The organism is Streptomyces sp. NPDC088254 (assembly GCF_044740925.1).
Lineage (GTDB): Bacteria > Actinomycetota > Actinomycetes > Streptomycetales > Streptomycetaceae > Streptomyces.
The window spans coordinates 1,231,958-1,248,615 of the sequence record NZ_JBIURQ010000001.1 but is presented as its reverse complement, the minus strand read 5'-3'; the positions used below and the strand labels follow the sequence as shown (position 1 = coordinate 1,248,615).

The following is a 16,658-nucleotide window of genomic DNA, read 5'->3' as shown; positions in this document are numbered from 1 at the left end:
AGGTCACTCGGTGATGGTGGGCGGGGCGGCCAGGAACGGGCGCACCTCGAGCCACTCGTGGATGGGCTTGCCGCCCGCGCCAGGGGCGGCGGACAGTTCGCCGGCCAGCTCGACGGCGCGCTCGTGGCTGTCGACGTCGATCACCATCCAGCCGGCGATGAGGTCCTTGGTCTCGGCGAACGGGCCGTCGGTGACCGGCGGGCGTCCCTCGCCGTCGTAGCGGACCCAGGTCCCCTCGGGGGCGAGGGCCTGCCCGTCGACGAACTCCCCGGTGCGCTCCAGCCGGGCGGCGAAGTCGTTCATGTACTGCACGTGGTCCGAGATCTCCTGGGGGCTCCACTGGTCCATGGGGACGTCGTTCACCGCCGCCGGGGCGCCGCGGTAGTGCTTGAGCAGCAGGTACTTGGCCATGGTGCTTCTCCTCGGTGCTGATGCGCCCCATTGTGGTCGCGTTCACGGCGGGGACGGAGCGGAGCGGGGATTCTCGACACGGTCGGCGGAACTTTTCTCAAACTGCCTCGGATCGGTGGCGGTGGCGACTTTCGAGGCGCCGCGGATCGGTGGGCGGGTCGGTGGCAGCGGCGACTTTTGCACTTCCGCCGATGGGGAGCGGCGCCGGCCGATGGGGCCCGCCGTTTCAGGCGCTTTCGGTGTCCGGGTGCTGCGCCGACCTGAGCAGATACTCGGGCAGTTTCGAGCCGGCGGCCAGGACCTCGATGCCGATCAGGCGGCCCTGCTCGTCGAAGTCGAGGTTGATCATCCCGTCGACGTCCACCGGATCGCAGGCGTGCATCCGCACGGAGGTCACGCGGTCCTGTGGATCGGTGAGGTAGACGTAGGCCGCGTCGGCGGCCTCGTCGTAGGTGACTCTGAGCTCTGCCATAGTGAGTCGACTCCTTTGACGCTCGGTGGCATGAGGCACATGGTGCCAGGCGGGTCTGACACCGGGTCGGAGGAGTCGCCGTGGGTAGGCTGCTCGGCATGGTGCGCAGGTGGGGTTTGGCCCTCGTGTGGGTGGTGTGCGGGGTGTTCGCCGCTGCCGGAACCGGGCTGCGGGGCGTTCCCGGGGTGGGCCTCGTGGTGCTGGTGGTGTGCTTGGGGGTCGCCGGTGTGCATTCACCGCTGGTCTTTCCGCGGTCGGTCGGGGCTCTGGAGGCGCAGCGTCGCAGCGCTCTCGACGGGCGGCCGGTCGTCTACTGGCGGCCGGGGTGCGCGTACTGTCTGCGGCTGCGCATGCGGTTGGGGCGTGGGGCGCGACGGCTGCACTGGGTGGACATCTGGCGTGACCAGGACGGTGCGGCGGTCGTGCGGGCGATCAACGACGGGAACGAGACCGTGCCCACCGTCATCGTGGACGGGCGGCCGCACACCAACCCGGATCCGGGGTGGGTGTGCAAGGTGGTCCGGGCCGACGTGTGATCAGGGCGTGCCGGTGGCATCGGAGTCGGGTGCGCCGGCTGCCAGGCTGTTGTGAACCAGAGTCAGGAACTCCTCGTCGCTCAGGCCCAGTTCGCGTGCCTGGGCGATCAGGGCGTGCACCGCCACGGTGAGCCGGGCCTGGTCGGCCACGCCGGGCACCGCGGCGATCACCGCTCCCCTGCCGCGGCGCAGTTCGATCAGGCCCTCGTCGCGCAGTCGTCGGTAGCCGCGCAGCACCGTGTGCACGTTGACGCCCAGCGACTCGGCGACCTCGCGGGCGGGCGGGAGCCGCTCGCCGGGGGCTGCGGCGCCTCGCGCGATCGCCCCGCGGACACAGGCGGCGATCTGCTCGCCCAGGGGGACGGGAGAGCCGGGAAGTACGCGGAAGAGCACGCCTGTTCACGCTCCTGCCGTGCGCCGGTCCACCAGGCCGTTGAGCAGCGCGGCCGCGGTGGCGGAGTCGTCGACGGTGACGACGTAGTCCCGTCCCGCCCCCGTGCGGACCGAGAGCGCCTCGCCCGAACGCAGCACCACGCCCCGCCGCTCGGGCCGTATCCGGTAGCCCCAGCCGCCGAAGTCGCCCATGGCGTCGACCTGGACGCCGACGGCGCTCACGATGTCAGGGAGCGGCACGGCGAGTCGGGGCCTGGGCAGGACCGTCGAGGCGACCGTGAGCCCGCGTCGGTCGACGGTGACCCGGACGCCGGCGAACGGCGCGCAGAGCAGGCCGAGGGCGAGCGCCGGCAGTCCCGCCCGCCACGAACCGAGGGCCGTGGCGAGCACCGCCCCGCCGACGAGCGCGCCGGCCGTGAGCAGCAGGGCTCGGGAGGTGACGGTGCGGCTCCAGGCCACGGCCTCGCCTTCGGCCAGTGTCATCGAGGGACCCGGCGGTGCGGGCTCGGGACGCGCTCCGGGGCCCGCCAGCCGCCAGGCGAGCGCGCCGGCGGCCACACCGGCGAGCAGCAGGACGGCGATGTGCCACATCGGAAGGCTCACTTCGGCCGAGTCCCGGACGTCCCTGTTGGCCAGGACGGTGAGCACCAGCGGGTAGCCGAGCGTGGCGGCCGTGCCGGCCCCGGATGCGGCGGTCAGCCTCGCTCCCGGGTCCCTCCTGGAGAGGGCGGTCAGGACCGTGAACAGCAGGCCGAGTCCGGTGAGCATCCCGACACCGGACCAGAGCGCGGCGGTCCGGCTCATGAAGTCGTCCGCCCTGCCGTCGGCCGCGAAGTGGGTGGCGATGCGCGGGGGCAGCCGGTCGCGGCTGACCAGGAAGGTGACCGTGTAGGCCGCGATGGCGACGGCGAACGGTACCGCTGTGAGAACACTCCTGCGCATGACCGGCATCTGACTCCCCCGAGCCCGTTGTTCGTATTGAGATAGAACAAATGGATCTTACCGGGGGAGCTGTTCGTTCCGCTCTCTTCAGGCGAACTCCAGTACGTCCCGGACGGGTCGGCGGGGCGTGGCCGGGCCCCGGGGGCCGTAGCCGAGACGCAGGACCATCTGCACCTGACCGGCGCCCGAGAGCGGGTCGCGGGTCAGCAGGCGCAGTTCGGGGGTCTCCAGGGCGTGCGAGGTCAGCGAGGTGGCCAGGTCCGCCCCGGTGGCCGTCAGCAGGACGCGCTCCAGGGCCTGCCCGGCGCGCAGCCAGTCCTCGGGCACGTCACCGGGGGTGCTCAGCAGGGCGAGGTGCGGGGTGTGCTCGAACGTGGTGGTGCCACGGTCGGCGACCGGGCGCTGGGCGGCGAAGTTCCGTACGGGGGCCTTGCCGTCCCACTTGCGGGGGCCGAAGGCGTACTCGGGGACGCCGTCGACGGCGGCGCCCGCGTCCGCGCCGAGCCGGGTCCAGCGGACCAGGTCCTCCGCGGCGTCCGGATCCAGGGCGTCGCGGCTCTCCGCGTCACGGACCAGGCCGAGGACGGTCTCGGAGTGCCACTGGCCGGGGAACACCAGCGTGGCGCCCTCGCTCTCGGCGGCGTCCTGGAGAGCGGTGCGTACGTCGTCGGGGATGTCCTTCTCGGCGAAGGGGTGGCGGCTGGTGTGCCGCTCCCGGATCGCCGGGTACAGCCGCGCCAGTTCCTCGTCCCGCGTGTCCTCGGGCGCGTCGGCGAGATGGACGGCGGCCAGGAGCCGCGGGTCTTGGGGATCGGGCAGGAGTGTCGCATCGGCGGCGAGGTACGCGTCCGCGGCGGCGACGCGCAGGTTGAACAGGGCGGCCCCGCAGCCGATGTGCAGTGCCCGGTCGCCGGGGTCGGAGCGGATCATGGCCCGCTCGGGGTCGCCGCGCAGCAGCAGTACCCGCTCACCGGCGAGGTAGCGAAAGCGCCAGGGCTGCGCGTTGTGCATGGACGGAGCGGTGGTGGCAGCCGCCACCAGCGTGCTGATCGTCTTCTCGGCGAGTGGTCGCTCGGCCATGGCGTCCTCTCTTCTGTGGTGACGCGGAGGGGGAAGGGCGAGGGCGGCGGCCAGGGGGTGTTCGCCGTCGGCGCCCTGTGGTCGGGGACGGGCGCCGACGGTCCCGGGCCGGGTTGCCGGTGGGCCGGTACGGAAACCACCTCCTTTCTGCGGCGCCGTCACGGCGGCTCTGCGGCGTGACCCCGAGGGCCTGTCCGCCGCCGGACGGGCCGGGCCTCAGCCGAGGGGCGGCCCGGCGAGCATGTTGTCGCTGGGCCGGCCCGTCAGGTAGGCCGTGACGTTGTCCGCGGTCGTCTCCGCGATCTGGGACACCGCGTCGCGGGTGAAGTACGCCTGGTGGGACGTGATCAGGACGTTGTTGAAGGTCATCAGCCTCGCCAGCCGCTCGTCGGTCATCACCTCCAGGGCCTTGGCGTCGATCAGGTGGCGGGTGTCCGGCAGCAGTGGCACGTGCAGGCTGACCAGGTCCGCCTGGGCGAACAGCTGCTCCCGCTCGACGTACCGCATGCCGAGGGCCGCGCAGTCGGGGTTCTCGGCGACGTCCCAGCCCAGCAGCCGCATGCCGAAGCCGTGGGCGATCCGGGTGAACTCGGTGCCGATCTTCCCGGTGCCCACCACGCCGACGGTCCTGCCGTGCAGGTCGCAGCCCATCAAGCCGTCGAGCCGGAAGTCGAACTCTCGGGTGCGGTGGGCGGCCCGCACGATGCGCCGGTCCACGGCGAGCGCGAGTGCCCAGGCGGACTCGGCGACGGAGTAGGGCGAGTACGACGACACCCGGGCCACCGTCGGCCCGAGTTCACGGGCGGCGGTCAGGTCGATGTTGTTGTGGCCGGTGGCCCTCTGGGCGATCATCCGGGTGCCGCCCTCGGCGAGCGAACGCGGCACCTCGGCGTCCAGGGTGCAGTTGACGCTGCTGAGCACGACCTGGTGGCCGGCGGCGGTCGGGACGGTGTCCCGGTTGAGGAACAGCCTCAGGCAGCGCAGCCGACGGCGACGGGCGAGGGCGTCGCCGAACGCCTGCCGCAGCAGCGGCTCCTCGTCCGTGAGGGCTCCGTACGCGGCGATCTCCACGTGCTCCTCTTTCCTGGACCTCTCCCGGGCTCATCCCTGGACCGGACGATCACCTCTCCACGGTAGGACGACGACCGCGGTAGGAGCAGGGCCGGCCGGCCCTGGACGCAGGGACCTACGGGGCGTGTTCGCCGGCGGTCTTCCGGGGAGCCAGGCGGTGGGCCAGGAAGGGCTCGCGGCTGAGGACGGCGCCCGTGGTGATGCCGACGGTGATGGCGACGCACACCACGATCAGCCAGGACAGCAGGACGAACACCGAGCCGGCGGAACCGTAGTCGGCGAGAGCCCGGTTGAGCGCCCGGGGCATGTAGATCCGCGCGGCCAGCGACAGCGCCGTGACCGACACCGCCGTGATCACCGCTCCCGGCAGGAGGGGGGCCCAGGGGACGACCCCGCCCATGAGCAGGTGCTGCGTCCACCACCACAGGGCCGTCTGCGTCAGGAGGCTGAGCGGGATGCCCAGCCACATACCGAGGCCGAAGCCGTCGCGCAGCGGCCCCTGGGCCAGCAGGAAGCCGACCCAGAGAACGATCCAGGCGAGCCAGCGCCAGGGAGCGACGCGCGCCTCGGACCGGGGGATCGCCCACGCCCGTCTGCACAGCCGCTGCATCGCACGACTGACGGCGGTCGCCGAGATCAGCACCATCAGCGTGCCGATGATGCCCGTGGCCTGCTGCAGTTCGTCGTCCGGGGGCTGGAAGGCGTGCTCCAGCTGGGCCTTCGCCTCACCGGTCAGGCCGAAGGCGTCGCTCACCGACGCCACGAGCTGTTCCTGCACCGCCGTCGGGGCGTACGCGCCGAGGACGAAGAGCAGCGGCACCGCGGTGAGGAAGCACTGGGCGGCGAGGCGGGTCGCGGAGTCGAGGATGTTCACCGCCGCCATCCGGTCCACCAGACGCGTGATCACCGGCAGCCGGATCTCGAGACGCCTGTGGAACGCCTCGGCCCGGGCGGTCAGCTCCGCGGTCCGCAGACGCCACCAGGACGGACTCAGCACGCGGGGCGCTCGGCGGCGCGTGCCGGAAGTCTCCATCGGCTCGCTCCTTCCTGTGACCAGGGTGCGGGAAGCGGCCTTCGTCGGCACGCGGCAACTCGCCCGCCGGCACACGGCGGCGCACGTCGGCACGCAGCACGCCGGCACGGCGGAGATGCGGTGCTTGATCTCCGTGCATAGGCTCGACGCGTCGCTGCACGACGGGATCCCGCCATGGTCTTGGACCTGCTGCTCATCGCCTTGGCCATCACTCTAGACCCGCTTCCGCTGATGGCCTTCGTGCTGGTCGTGGCGTCGCCACGAGGGGTGTGGAAGGGGTTCTCCTTCGTCCTGGGCTGGCTGGCGTGCTTCGTCGTGGTGATCGTCGCGGTGCTGTCGCTGACCGGCGGCCGGCCGCCTCCGCCGAAGTCGCCGCCGTCCACGGCGGCCCTGGCGGCGAAGCTCGCGATCGGCGTGGGGCTGGTCGTGTACGGGGCGTACCGGCACCGCCGTGGCGCTGCCCGGACCGGCTCCCCCCGCCGTTCCGGTTCGTCGCGCCGGGAGCGGGCCCGCTCCCCCGGGGCCGCGCGTCGGAGGCGCGACTCGATCGCCGCGGCGGCCGGCCTGGCGGTGCTCCTCCAGCCGTGGGGGCTGGTGGCGGCGGGCTCGCTGACCGTCCTGGAGGCGGACACCTCCCACTCCTCGACCTGGCTGGTGCTCGTCACCTTCTGCGTGCTCGCCACGGCCAGCCTGCTCGCCGCCCAGTCCTACGTGGTGTGCGCCCCGACGTCCGCGCAGCACCGGCTCCTCGCCCTGCGCACCTGGATGCGGAGCCGCGAGGAGCAGGCCGTCGTCCTGGGCAGTCTCGTGCTCGGTCTGTGGCTGATCGGGAAAAGCGTCTACGACCTGACCGGCTGACGCGACCGGATCAGGGCCGCCGACCCCACGCCATCGCCATGCCCGGGCCCAGTTCGGCGAGTTCCGGTGCGGCCAGATAGGCCAGCGCCTCGTCCAGGGCGCCGGCGTGGTCCGGGCCGGCCCTCTCCAGTTCGGGCCGCATCCGGCTCCAGGTCTCCCGCCAGAAGCGGGCCGCGGGGCCGCCCGCGACCAGGGGCGGGCAGTACAGCTCCGCGGCGACGTCGCACAGCCCCTCCTCCCTGAGGAAGTGCGGGTACGCCGGCACGGAGGTGATGTCGGTGCCGATCGTCTCCCTCAGCGCCCGCCACATGGCGTCCATCGTGCGCCGGTAGGCGGAGGAGCCGTCCAGTACGTCGGGCACGTCCACCGCGTCGCCGAGCACCAGCCGGCCGCCCGGGTTCAGCCAGTCGGCGAGACGCGAGATGAGCCGGCGCCGTCCGGGCAGGTGCATCAGGACGAACCGGGCGTGGATCAGGTCGAAGCCGCCCGGACGCAGACTCTCGTCCGTGAGATCGGCGGCGAGCGTGCGCAGCCGGGGGCCTTCGAGGTGGGCCAGGGCGCCGGTGTCCCTGTCCAGGGCGACCACCTCCTCGACGCCCGCCTCCTCCACCAGCCAGCGGGCGACTGTTCCCGTCCCGGCGCCGACCTCCAGGCAGCGCAGGCCCGGACCCGCGCCCAGTGCCCGCAGGCGGCTGACGGTGACGGGGTCGTAGACCAGCGCGGCGGCGTCGATCCGCTCGGCCTCGCCGGAGCGCCCCGGCTCGAACAGGTCCTCTCCGTATCGGCCGCCTGTGCCGGCCCGAGCCTCGCCCTGCGGTCGCGGAGCCGTCATGACGACCTCCTTCGCGTACGGACGGGCCACCGGACTCCCCGTCGGGATGCTCCCCCTCCACTGTGCCGCCCGACGGTCGGCGGCGCCGCTTCACCGCGTCCCCGTGCGTGCCCGGAAGCGGTCGTCGGCCACAGGCGGGCGCGGCGGACGGGTGTGCACGGTGTCGAGCCCGCGTGGGAACGGGGGCCGCTCGGCGCACTCGGTGGTTCGAGTTCGTTCGCGCGAAGGTCGCGAAGGTGCCGCGGTGCATCGGGCCCGGCACCCATGTGCGGGCTGCCCGCGTCAGCCCTCTTGGCGTCCAGGACTTCGGCCCACCAGGCGGCGAGTTCACACGGGTCGGCACAGTCGACAGTGATCATTTTCGGTTCCAGGGTCATACGGCACACCCTGGAGAACGGCACCTAAGACGTGGCCGTGTAGGCCTCCGCGTCGAACCGGTCGAGGCGGCGGCGCATACGACCGGTCGACCAGGGCCAGCTGAAGCTGTTCACGCCGTTGGCGTCGAGGTAGTAGCTGGAGCAGCCGCCCGCGTTGTAGACGGTGGCGGCCAGGGCCTGCCGGACCTCGGCGCGGAAGGCGGCCTGGACTTCGGGGCGTACGTCCATGCTGGCCCAGCCCGCCGACCGGAAATGGCTCACCGCCGCCGCCACATAGGCGAGTTGGGCTTCGAGCACCATGAACGCCGAGGAGTGCCCGGTGCCCAGGTGCGGGCCCAGCAGAATGAACGCGTTGGGGAATCCGCTGACGGTGGTGCCCAGATAGGCGTCGGGGCTGCCCTTCCAGTGGTCGTCGAGGCTGGCGCCGCCGGCGTCGAACACGCGGGCGGCGATGGGCATGTCGAGGATGTGGAAGCCGGTGCCGAGGATGACGGTGTCCACCTCGGCGGTGCTGCCGTCCGCGCCGACGACCCGGTTGCCGCGGATGCTGTCGACCGCGGTGGGGTGCACGGTGACGTTGGGCCGGGTCAGCGCCGGATAGTACGAGTTCGACAGCAGCAGGCGCTTGCAGCCCAGGGTGTAGTCGGGGGTCAACGCCCGCCGCAGTGCGGGGTCCTTGACCGTGGCCCGCAGATGGAGGCTGCCGATCCTCTGCACCGCGCGCAGGAGGAAGGGGTGGCGGAATCCGAGGCCCAGGGTTTCCAGCGCCGCGTACTCCGCGTTGCGCAGGGCGCGTTGGGCCGCGGGGAAGCGCCGCATGAGCCGGCGTTCGACGCGCGGGACGTGATGGTCGGGCTTGGGCAGCACCCATTGGGCGGTGCGCTGGAACAAGTGCAGTCGGCCCACTTGCGGTTGGATCGCCGGGACGAACTGCACGGCTGACGCCCCGCTGCCCACGACCGCCACCCGCGCGCCGTCGAGGGGGTGGTCGTGGCGCCAGCGGGAGGAGTGGAACACGGGGCCGGGGAAGTCGGCGAGGCCGGGGATGTCGGGGGTGAGCGGCTCGTGCCAGGGGCCCGCTGCTGAGACGAGGAAGCGGGCGGTGTACCGGCCCCGGCCGGTGTCGACGTGCCAACGGGCTTCGTCCGGCTGCCACTGCGCCCGGGTGACCTCGGCGCCGAAGTGGATGAGGGGCGTGATGCCGTACCGGGACGCGGTGCGGGTGAGGTAGGCACGGATCTCGGCCTGGCCGGCGAAGGCGCGCGTCCACTCGGGGTTGGGTGCGAAGGAGTAGGAGTACAGGGCGGACGGCACGTCGCAGGCACAGCCCGGGTAGGTGTTGTCCCGCCAGGTGCCGCCGAGCCGGTCCGCCTTCTCCAGGAGCACGAGATCGCGTACGCCCGCCCGGCGCAGTGCGACGGCGGCTCCGATGCCGCTGATGCCGCTGCCTATGATCAGCGCCTCCACGTCGAGGGGTTGGGGGGCGGGCCGGGTGTCATGGGCGTCGTCGGGTCGAGGCATGGCGAGGGCTCCTGTCGCGGGGCGGCGGGGAGGGTGGCGTGACTCAGGTGCGCGGTGCGGGCGTCGCCGTGAGGGCGTCGCGGACCGTCGCTCGTGTCGTGCGCAGCGCTGTCTCCAGCACCGCCGGGCGGCGCCGGGGGTCCATGAAGTTGCCGCCCATGGTGTCCAGGTCGGCGGCGGTGGGTTCAACGCGGATCACGCGGGTGCCGGCCGCTCGCAGTGCGGCGCATTCGGCGTTCAGCACGCCGGTCATGACGCGGCGCAGCACGGCTTCCGCCCGGCCCAGTCCGGTACGGCGGCCCGGAGCGGCCGAGCTCATCGGCGCGACGATGTACACCTCGTCGAGTCCGCGGTCCGCCAGCAGGTCCGCGGAGGTCGGTGAGCTGATGCCGCCGTCGGCGTAGAGGCGGCCGTCGACGCGCACCGGGGGGAACCAGCCGGGGATGGCCCAGGACGCGCGGAGCGCGTCGCGCAGGGCGGCCTTCGGGGCGTCGGGGTGACCGAAGAGGATGCGGCGGCCGGTGTCCAGGTCGGTCGCCGCCAGCCAGGTCGCGGGGTGGCTCACCCAGGCGCCGTCGGGCGCGAGGCGGTCGGCGAGGGCGGCCAGCCAGGCGGCGTCGCCGCGTCCTCGGGGCAGCAGTCCGGACAGGCCGGTCAGGGCGGGCACGGCACCGGTGAGGGCGCGTGCGGCGAGCCGGGGCGCTCCGAGCATGAGTGCGGGCCGTGGCGGTGTCCGGCGGGGCGGGTGTGCGAAGTGCCGTACCAGTTCGGGCCGGGCGGAGGCGGTGGCCAGTGTCGCGGCGGGCGACGTCTGCCCGTGGAGGAGCACCCGCCGCGGAGCGGCTGTGTCACTGCGGTGCGTGCTCCCGGCGCGCCGGCCGGAAGTCCTCGTACTGGCTGCACGTGGGCTTTCGGCCGGTGCGGCGAGAGGGCGTGCCGGGCGTCGCGACGGGGCGAACGTCGCCTGCCGGGGCACCAGCTGTGCGGCGAGGAGTTCGTCGACGCCGACGCCCGCGCCCAGCAGTGCCGCGAGTTCCGCGCCGGCCGAGGTGCCCACCAGGACGTCGGCGTCGCGGGGGTCCCAAGCGGCGGCCTGCCGCAGTGAGTGCAGGGCGGCGACGGTCCAGGCGGTGCCGAGGGTGCCGCCGCAGCCCAGTACCAGGCCTCGGGAGGGTGGGGTCTGCGTGCCGTGCGCGATCACTGGCCGCTCCGCTCTTCGGTTCTTCGGTCGGGATGCGGTGGCGCACCGGTGCGCCACCGGACGGACACCGGGAAAGCATCGGTGGGATACCGACGGGATCCGGATACTAACGGTATTCGAAACGTGAGGACAGAGCGCGCGGGGATAGGATTCGTGAGCCAGTCGGAGAGGCTTCCCGGGAAGCCGGGCAGGACGGACCAAGGGGAGAAGGACACAGGACATGGCCCGCCTCAGCCGCGTCGAGAGCCAGGAGCTCACGCGCGAGCGGCTCGTCGCGACCGCGCGGACGCTGTTCCTGCGCCAGGGGTACGCGGCCACCTCGCTCAGCGACGTCGCGGAGACGGCCGGCTATTCCAAGGGCGCGGTGTATTCGAACTTCCGCAACAAGGACCGCCTCTGCCTCGCCGTCCTCGACGACATCCGCGCCGAGCAGCTGGCCCTGCTCACCGAATCCGTGATGGGCGAGGGGGCGGTGGAGAGCCGTCTCGCCGCGTTCACGGCCTGGGGCGAGGCGCACATCGGCGACGAGGCGTGGACGACGTTCGAGGTCGAGTTCCTCACCAGGGCGCGTCACGACGACGAGCTGCGGGGGGAGATGACGGCCCGTGCGGCGATGATCCGCGAGGTGCTGGCCGGGCTTCTCGAAGCGCTGGCCGAGGAGGCGGGCGTCCGGCTTGCCGTGCCCGCCGACCGGGCGGCGACGATGCTGCTGAGCCTCGGCATCGGGCTCGGCGTGCAGCGGGTGGCCGACCCGTCGGTCCCCACGGCGGTGCTGACCGACACCCTGCGCCTCGTTCTGGGACTGGAGTCCGGGCGGTCCTGAAACCCTGTGCGGGCGGGCCACTTCCGTGAGGCCGGCCGCCCGCTCCCGGCCGTCCTGTGCGGCGTCGGTGTGAGAGTCTGGGGACAGGGGCCTGTCTGTGGATGGGACCGGGACATGGGTGCTGTGGGCGTGCCCTCGGACGGCGGCTGGGGCGATCCGCTCGGCCTGTCGACCGTCGCGCTGGCGGTCGTGGACGCGGACGGGTGCGTCGAGTACTGGAGCGCGGCGGCCGAGGACCTGCTCGGTCATGCGGCGGCCGACGTGCTGCGCCGTCCGGCGGTGTCCCTGCTCGACGACGAGGCCGCGGTCGCCGTCCGGCGGCTCGGACGGCCGGTGGACGGCCACTGGGCGGGGAAGGTCTCGGTGCGTCACCGCGAGGGTCACCGGGTGGAACTGGCGCTCCAGGCCCGCGCCCTGCCTGCCGACGGCGGGCGGAACGGCTGGCTCGTCGCGGCGTGCGCCGCCGCCAGTCAGGGTCAGTGGGATCTGCGCCAGGCAGCGGTACAGGGTCTCCTGTACGGTTCCCCGATCGGGGTGGCCGTGCTCGACACGCAGTTGCGCTGCCGTTGGGTGAACGGCCTGCTGGCCGGCATGGAGGACGTCCAGCCGTCGGAGCAGGGGTTCGCGCCGCGTCCTGCGGGCGTCGGCGGGCAGTTGGCGCCGGCTGTGGAGCGGCAGGCCAGGCAGGCGCTGACCGCGGGTGAGACCGTGTCGTCGTTCGAGCATGTGACGCCGTCGCCCGGGTCACGCGCGCCCCTGCCGGCCCGCCTGAGACTGCGGTCGTCCGTGCCGCTGCGCGACGGGTCCGGCGCCACCGTCGGGGTGTGCCAGAGCGCGGTCGACTTCGAGGACCAGGACCGCGCACGCCAGCGGCTGCTGCTGGTGAACGAGGCCAGTGAACACATCGGGAGCACCCTGGACCTGGAGCGCACCGTCGCGGAACTGGCGGAGATCCTGGTGCCGCGGGTCGCCGACTTCGCGGCGGTGGACCTGCTCCACGGCGTCCGGGACGGGCAGGAGCCCGTGCCACCCGGTGACCGGGGCGGTCAGGCCGGCCTGTTCCGCGCCGCCCACCTGTCGATCCGCGCCGATCACCCGGAGGTGGTCGTGGACGTCGGCGCCGCGACCCGGTATCCGGCGCGGTCGCCGCAGAGCCGGTGCCTGGCGTCGGGCAGGTCGGTGCGCACGGCGGCGGTGACGCCTTCGACGCGCTGGCTGAGCGACGATCCGCTGCGGCGGGCCCCGTTCGTACGGATAGGCGTGCACTCCCACATGGCGGTGCCGCTGCGGGCGCGGGGTGTGACCGCGGGGGTGGTGACCCTGCTGCGCTGGGAGAACCCCGATCCGTTCGACGAGGACGATCTGCTCCTCGTCGAGGAGTTGTCCGCCCGAGCGGCGGTGTGCGTGGACAACGCCAGGCGGTTCGCCCGTGAGCACAGCGCGGCGCTGGCGCTCCAGACCAGTCTGCTGCCCCCCGCGCTGCCCCATCACACGGCTGTCGAGGTGGCGTGCCGCTATCTTCCGGCGGACGCGGAGGCCGGCGTGGGCGGGGACTGGTTCGACGTGATCCCGCTGTCCGGGGCGCGGGTCGCCCTGGTGGTGGGGGACGTCGTGGGGCACGGCATCCACGCGGCGGCCAGCATGGGGAGGTTGCGAGCGGCCGTGCAGACCCTCGCCGACATGGACCTGCCTCCCGAGGAACTGCTGGCGCACGTCGACGACCTCGTCCTGCGGCTGGCCGAGGAGGCCGAGGCGAGCGCCGAAGGGCCGGTGGTGGTCGGCGCGACGTGCGTGTACGCGGTGTACGACCCCATCGTGCACGTGCTGTGCCTGGCGCGCGCGGGGCATCCCAGCCCGGGGATCGCGCACATGCGCGAGCCCGTCGGGTTCCTCGACGTCCCCGCCGGTCCCCCGCTGGGCCTCGGGGGCCTGCCGTTCGAGTCGGTCGACATCGAATTGGAGGAGGGGAGTGTCCTCGCCTTCTTCACCGACGGGCTGATCGAGGCGCACGACCACGACGTGGACACGGGGTTGGAGCGGCTGTCGTTCGCGCTGGCGCATCCCGACCGGCCGCTGGAGGAGATCTGCGAGACCATGGTGCGCACCCTGCTGCCCGACCGACCCCGGGACGACGTGGCCTTCCTCGTGGTGCGGACGCGCACCCTGAGCCCCGACCGGGTGGCCTCCTGGGACGTCCCGTCCACTCCGTCGGCCGTGGCGGAGGCCAGACGCCGGGCCATGGCGCAGCTGACCCGGTGGGGGCTCGCCGATCTCGCCTTCACGACGGAGCTGATCGTCAGTGAGCTGATCACCAACGCGATGCGGCACGCGCACGGCCCCATCTCCCTCCGGCTGATCCACGACCGCGTCCTCACCGTCGAGGTGTCCGACGCCGGCAACACCTCCCCGCGCATGCGGCGGGCGGGCCACACCGACGAGGGCGGGCGCGGGCTGTTCCTGGTGGCGCAGGTCGCGCAGCGCTGGGGCACGCGCTACACGCCGCAGGGCAAGACGATCTGGACGGAGCAGGCGCTGCCATAGCCGGTGGCGGGACGGACGCCTTCGCGGGGACTCGTGCTACTCCGGCAGTCCGATGAGGAGCAGGGTCACGTCGTCGTCGTGCGCCGAGGTGTCCGGGATGAGGGTGTCGACCAGCAGGGCCGCGGCCCGGTCGAGCGTTCCCGCGTCCGCGGCCGGGCGGGTCAGCACGCTGCCCAGGGTGTGCGCGAGGACGTCGATCTGGGCGTCGAGGTCGGTGCCGGGCCGTTCGACCAGTCCGTCGGTGTAGAGGGCGAGCGCGGTGCCCGGGGGCAGCGGGTGCGTCGTCACGCGGTACGGCGCGCCCTCGCCGCGCACCTGGTTGACACCCAGCGGCACGTTCACGTGTGTCGCCAGCGGGCGGGCGGCGCTCTCGGGGCGCAGCGCGATGACGGGCAGGTGTCCGGCCGAGCACAGGGTGACCTGATGGGCGTCGTGGTCGATCACCAGGTAGAGGCAGGTGACGAGCTGGTCGGCCAGGTCGCTGACGAAGACGTCCAGTCCGCTCATGAGCCGTCCGGGCGGGATGCCCGTACGGGCCAGCGCGTGGGTCGCCGCGCGCAGTTGCCCCATGACGGCGGCCGCTTCCAGTCCCCGGCCCATCACGTCGCCGATGACGACGCCCGTGCGGGTCTTGTCCAGCGGGATGATGTCGAACCAGTCGCCGCCGACCCCGGGGTCCTGCGCGGACGCCAGGTACCGGTGGGCGCTGGGCAGCCCGGGCAGTCGGGGCGGCGCCCCCATGAGGCTGTGCTGCAGCGTGTAGGCGATGCGCCGGTGCTGTTTGTAGCGTTCGGCGCGTTCACGCTCGATCTGCCTGCGTTCTGTGATGTCCCGCACGGTGAGGAACACCAGCACTTCCCGTTCGGCCTGGAAGGTGCTGACGCTCACCTCCACGGGGAAGGTACGGCCGGCGCTGTGCAGTCCGTACAGGCCCGTGCCGAGCACCGCAGGCCGGGGGCGGCGCGCCCGGAGATAGCGGCGCAGCAGGGCGTTGTGCCGTGCGCGGTGCGGGCCGGGCACGAGCTCGTCGACGCTGGTTCCGACGAGGTCGACCGGCAGGCGGCCGAACATCTCTTCCGCCTGGGCGTTGGCCATGACGATGGTGCCCTGGCCGTTGGTGATCAGCGTGGCGTCGGGGCCGGACTCCAGGAGGGCGAGGAAGCGCCGGTTGGTGCGCTCCGCCTCGTGCTGGGCGGCGACGCGTTCGGTGACGTCGGTGACGACTCCGCACACGGCGTAGGGCGTGCCGTCCGGTTGCCTCAGCGGGAAGAGGCTGGTGAGGACGTCGCGCGGGCCGCCCGGCAGCACGATGCGTTCCTCGCGCTGCACGGGGGATCCGCTTTCGAGCATGTCGAGGTCGGCGGCCCGGGCCCGGTGCGCCAGTTCGGACGGGAAGACGTCCTGGTCGCGGCGGCCCAGGACGTACCGGCGGGGCAGGCGGGTGCTCTCCTCGAACGTCGTGTTCACGGCGAGGTAGCGGCCTTCGAGGTCCTTGACGAACACCGTGGCGGGGGTGTGGTCCATGATCGCCTGCAGCAGTTCGTTCTGCCTCACCTGCCACTGGGCGCGCTCGTGCGCCACCTCGGTGCGGGCGCCCACGACCAAGGTCGCGAAGATGACCACGGTGAACACGACGACATGGCCGCAGACCAGCAGCGCGGTCGCCATACGGGCCCCGTACAGCCCGGCGTCCTCCCCGGCCAGGGTGGCCATGCCGAGCAGCAGCGGGGCGACGATCGTGGTGACGATCAGCCGGCGGCCCAGGGCGCCGGTGGCCCCCGCGTTGGTCAGCAGCGCGGCCGGTCCTTCGCCTGGCCGGGCCAGGAAGATCGCGACGCCCAGCAGTACCAGGGCGAGGGCGGTGTGCAGGGCCATGCCCGCGTAGTCGCCGAACCGCTCCAGTTGGGGCACGCGGTAGGCGAACCCGTAGAGGCGCATCATTCCGGCGGCTGCCACGACCAGACCCGGGATCTGACTCGTCCAGGCGGGCAGCCGGGGCGCGCTCGCGCACAGCGCCGCCACGCTCGCGAGGAGCAGGGCGACGAGCGTGTTCGGCGCCATCCGCCCGGGCGCCGCGGTTCCGTCGGGCTCTCTCTCCTCGAAGAGGAGTTCGTCGATGCGCACGTTCGCCCCCGTGAGGTATTCCACGGCGGTGAGCACGCAGATCACCACGACCAGGACCGCGGCGACACGGGCCGCGGCGGTCGTCCTGCGGTCGCCGGGTCTTCGGATGACAACGGCCAGGGAGAGTCCCAGGGCCGTCAGCGCCACGGCGGTGTTGGGCTTCATGGACGAGTCGGCGGCGAGGAGCACGCTCTTCAGCACGTCGCTGCCGATAGTCCAGCCGACCAGCCCCATCATGCCGAAGGCGGCCGCCACGAGGGCCGCGCCCTGAGCCCCTGCGCGGACGGCGGCCAGTCTCCTCGCAGAGAATGGCAAGGCCACGGCCTGCACGGCTTCACGCGTGCCGTGCAGACCGCGGGTGCCCCACTTGCTGTCTGCCACAGGTTCCCGTCCTCATGGGCGAACGCCCCCGCCGGCATGAATCAGCTTAAATGCTGACGACA

General features: G+C 72.9%; 15 protein-coding genes. 4 read left to right on the top strand and 11 right to left on the bottom strand.

Going from position 1 to position 16,658, the window contains the following annotated elements; translation table 11 throughout:
- Window positions 1–3: 3 nt before the first annotated feature.
- Together ACIOC0_RS05395 and ACIOC0_RS05390 are read right to left on the bottom strand one after the other, a co-directional pair.
- Complete coding sequence (locus tag ACIOC0_RS05395) at window positions 4–411, bottom strand: YciI family protein (protein WP_351331965.1); 408 nt, start codon at window positions 409–411, stop codon at window positions 4–6.
- 226 nt (window positions 412–637) lie between these two features.
- The gene (locus ACIOC0_RS05390) at window positions 638–883 is read right to left on the bottom strand and encodes a DUF2283 domain-containing protein (protein ID WP_402152662.1); all 246 of its coding nucleotides are present in this window, start codon (window positions 881–883) and stop codon (window positions 638–640) included.
- 98 nt (window positions 884–981) lie between these two features.
- On the opposite strand from ACIOC0_RS05390, the gene ACIOC0_RS05385 reads away from it, so the two are divergent.
- Window positions 982–1,419 carry a glutaredoxin domain-containing protein gene (locus tag ACIOC0_RS05385; protein ID WP_402153226.1) on the top strand — a complete coding sequence of 146 codons (438 nt, stop codon included), beginning with the start codon at window positions 982–984 and terminating at the stop codon, window positions 1,417–1,419.
- Here the strand turns inward: ACIOC0_RS05385 and ACIOC0_RS05380 are convergent, their stop codons facing one another.
- The 5 genes from ACIOC0_RS05380 to ACIOC0_RS05360 form a co-directional block, all read right to left on the bottom strand.
- Window positions 1,420–1,812 (bottom strand): GntR family transcriptional regulator, encoded by a 393-nt coding sequence (locus tag ACIOC0_RS05380; protein WP_402152660.1) that lies wholly within the window; start codon window positions 1,810–1,812, stop codon window positions 1,420–1,422.
- A gap of 6 nt (window positions 1,813–1,818) precedes the next feature.
- Window positions 1,819–2,754, bottom strand: coding sequence for a DUF1648 domain-containing protein (locus ACIOC0_RS05375; RefSeq protein WP_402152658.1), 936 nt, complete (start codon window positions 2,752–2,754; stop codon window positions 1,819–1,821).
- Window positions 2,755–2,841: 87 nt separating this feature from the next.
- Window positions 2,842–3,834 carry an Acg family FMN-binding oxidoreductase gene (locus tag ACIOC0_RS05370; RefSeq protein WP_402152656.1) on the bottom strand — a complete coding sequence of 331 codons (993 nt, stop codon included), beginning with the start codon at window positions 3,832–3,834 and terminating at the stop codon, window positions 2,842–2,844.
- Between the two features lie 216 nt (window positions 3,835–4,050).
- Window positions 4,051–4,905, bottom strand: a complete 855-nt coding sequence (locus tag ACIOC0_RS05365) for an NAD(P)-dependent oxidoreductase (protein ID WP_402152655.1) — start codon at window positions 4,903–4,905, stop codon at window positions 4,051–4,053.
- A 115-nt stretch (window positions 4,906–5,020) separates the two neighbouring features.
- The gene (locus tag ACIOC0_RS05360; RefSeq protein WP_402152653.1) at window positions 5,021–5,938 is read right to left on the bottom strand and encodes a YhjD/YihY/BrkB family envelope integrity protein; all 918 of its coding nucleotides are present in this window, start codon (window positions 5,936–5,938) and stop codon (window positions 5,021–5,023) included.
- A 174-nt stretch (window positions 5,939–6,112) separates the two neighbouring features.
- Between ACIOC0_RS05360 and ACIOC0_RS05355 the strand changes: the two genes are divergently transcribed.
- Window positions 6,113–6,796 carry a GAP family protein gene (locus tag ACIOC0_RS05355; RefSeq protein ID WP_402152651.1) on the top strand — a complete coding sequence of 228 codons (684 nt, stop codon included), beginning with the start codon at window positions 6,113–6,115 and terminating at the stop codon, window positions 6,794–6,796.
- Between the two features lie 10 nt (window positions 6,797–6,806).
- On the opposite strand, the gene ACIOC0_RS05350 is transcribed toward ACIOC0_RS05355, so the two are convergent.
- The 3 genes from ACIOC0_RS05350 to ACIOC0_RS05340 form a co-directional block, all read right to left on the bottom strand.
- Entirely contained in the window at window positions 6,807–7,628 is an 822-nt protein-coding gene (locus tag ACIOC0_RS05350; RefSeq protein WP_402152649.1) for a methyltransferase, read from the bottom strand.
- A 401-nt stretch (window positions 7,629–8,029) separates the two neighbouring features.
- Window positions 8,030–9,526: a flavin-containing monooxygenase gene (locus tag ACIOC0_RS05345; protein WP_402152648.1), complete on the bottom strand. Its 1,497-nt coding sequence runs from the start codon at window positions 9,524–9,526 to the stop codon at window positions 8,030–8,032.
- A gap of 43 nt (window positions 9,527–9,569) precedes the next feature.
- Complete coding sequence (locus tag ACIOC0_RS05340; protein ID WP_402152646.1) at window positions 9,570–10,727, bottom strand: patatin-like phospholipase family protein; 1,158 nt, start codon at window positions 10,725–10,727, stop codon at window positions 9,570–9,572.
- 220 nt (window positions 10,728–10,947) lie between these two features.
- On the opposite strand from ACIOC0_RS05340, the gene ACIOC0_RS05335 reads away from it, so the two are divergent.
- Together ACIOC0_RS05335 and ACIOC0_RS05330 are read left to right on the top strand one after the other, a co-directional pair.
- The gene (locus tag ACIOC0_RS05335; protein WP_402152644.1) at window positions 10,948–11,550 is read left to right on the top strand and encodes a TetR/AcrR family transcriptional regulator; all 603 of its coding nucleotides are present in this window, start codon (window positions 10,948–10,950) and stop codon (window positions 11,548–11,550) included.
- Window positions 11,551–11,664: 114 nt separating this feature from the next.
- Window positions 11,665–14,091 carry a SpoIIE family protein phosphatase gene (locus tag ACIOC0_RS05330; RefSeq protein WP_402152642.1) on the top strand — a complete coding sequence of 809 codons (2,427 nt, stop codon included), beginning with the start codon at window positions 11,665–11,667 and terminating at the stop codon, window positions 14,089–14,091.
- Window positions 14,092–14,127: 36 nt separating this feature from the next.
- Here ACIOC0_RS05330 and ACIOC0_RS05325 read toward each other — a convergent pair whose 3' ends face one another.
- Window positions 14,128–16,596, bottom strand: a complete 2,469-nt coding sequence (locus ACIOC0_RS05325; RefSeq protein ID WP_402152640.1) for a PP2C family protein-serine/threonine phosphatase — start codon at window positions 16,594–16,596, stop codon at window positions 14,128–14,130.
- Window positions 16,597–16,658 lie beyond the last annotated feature (62 nt).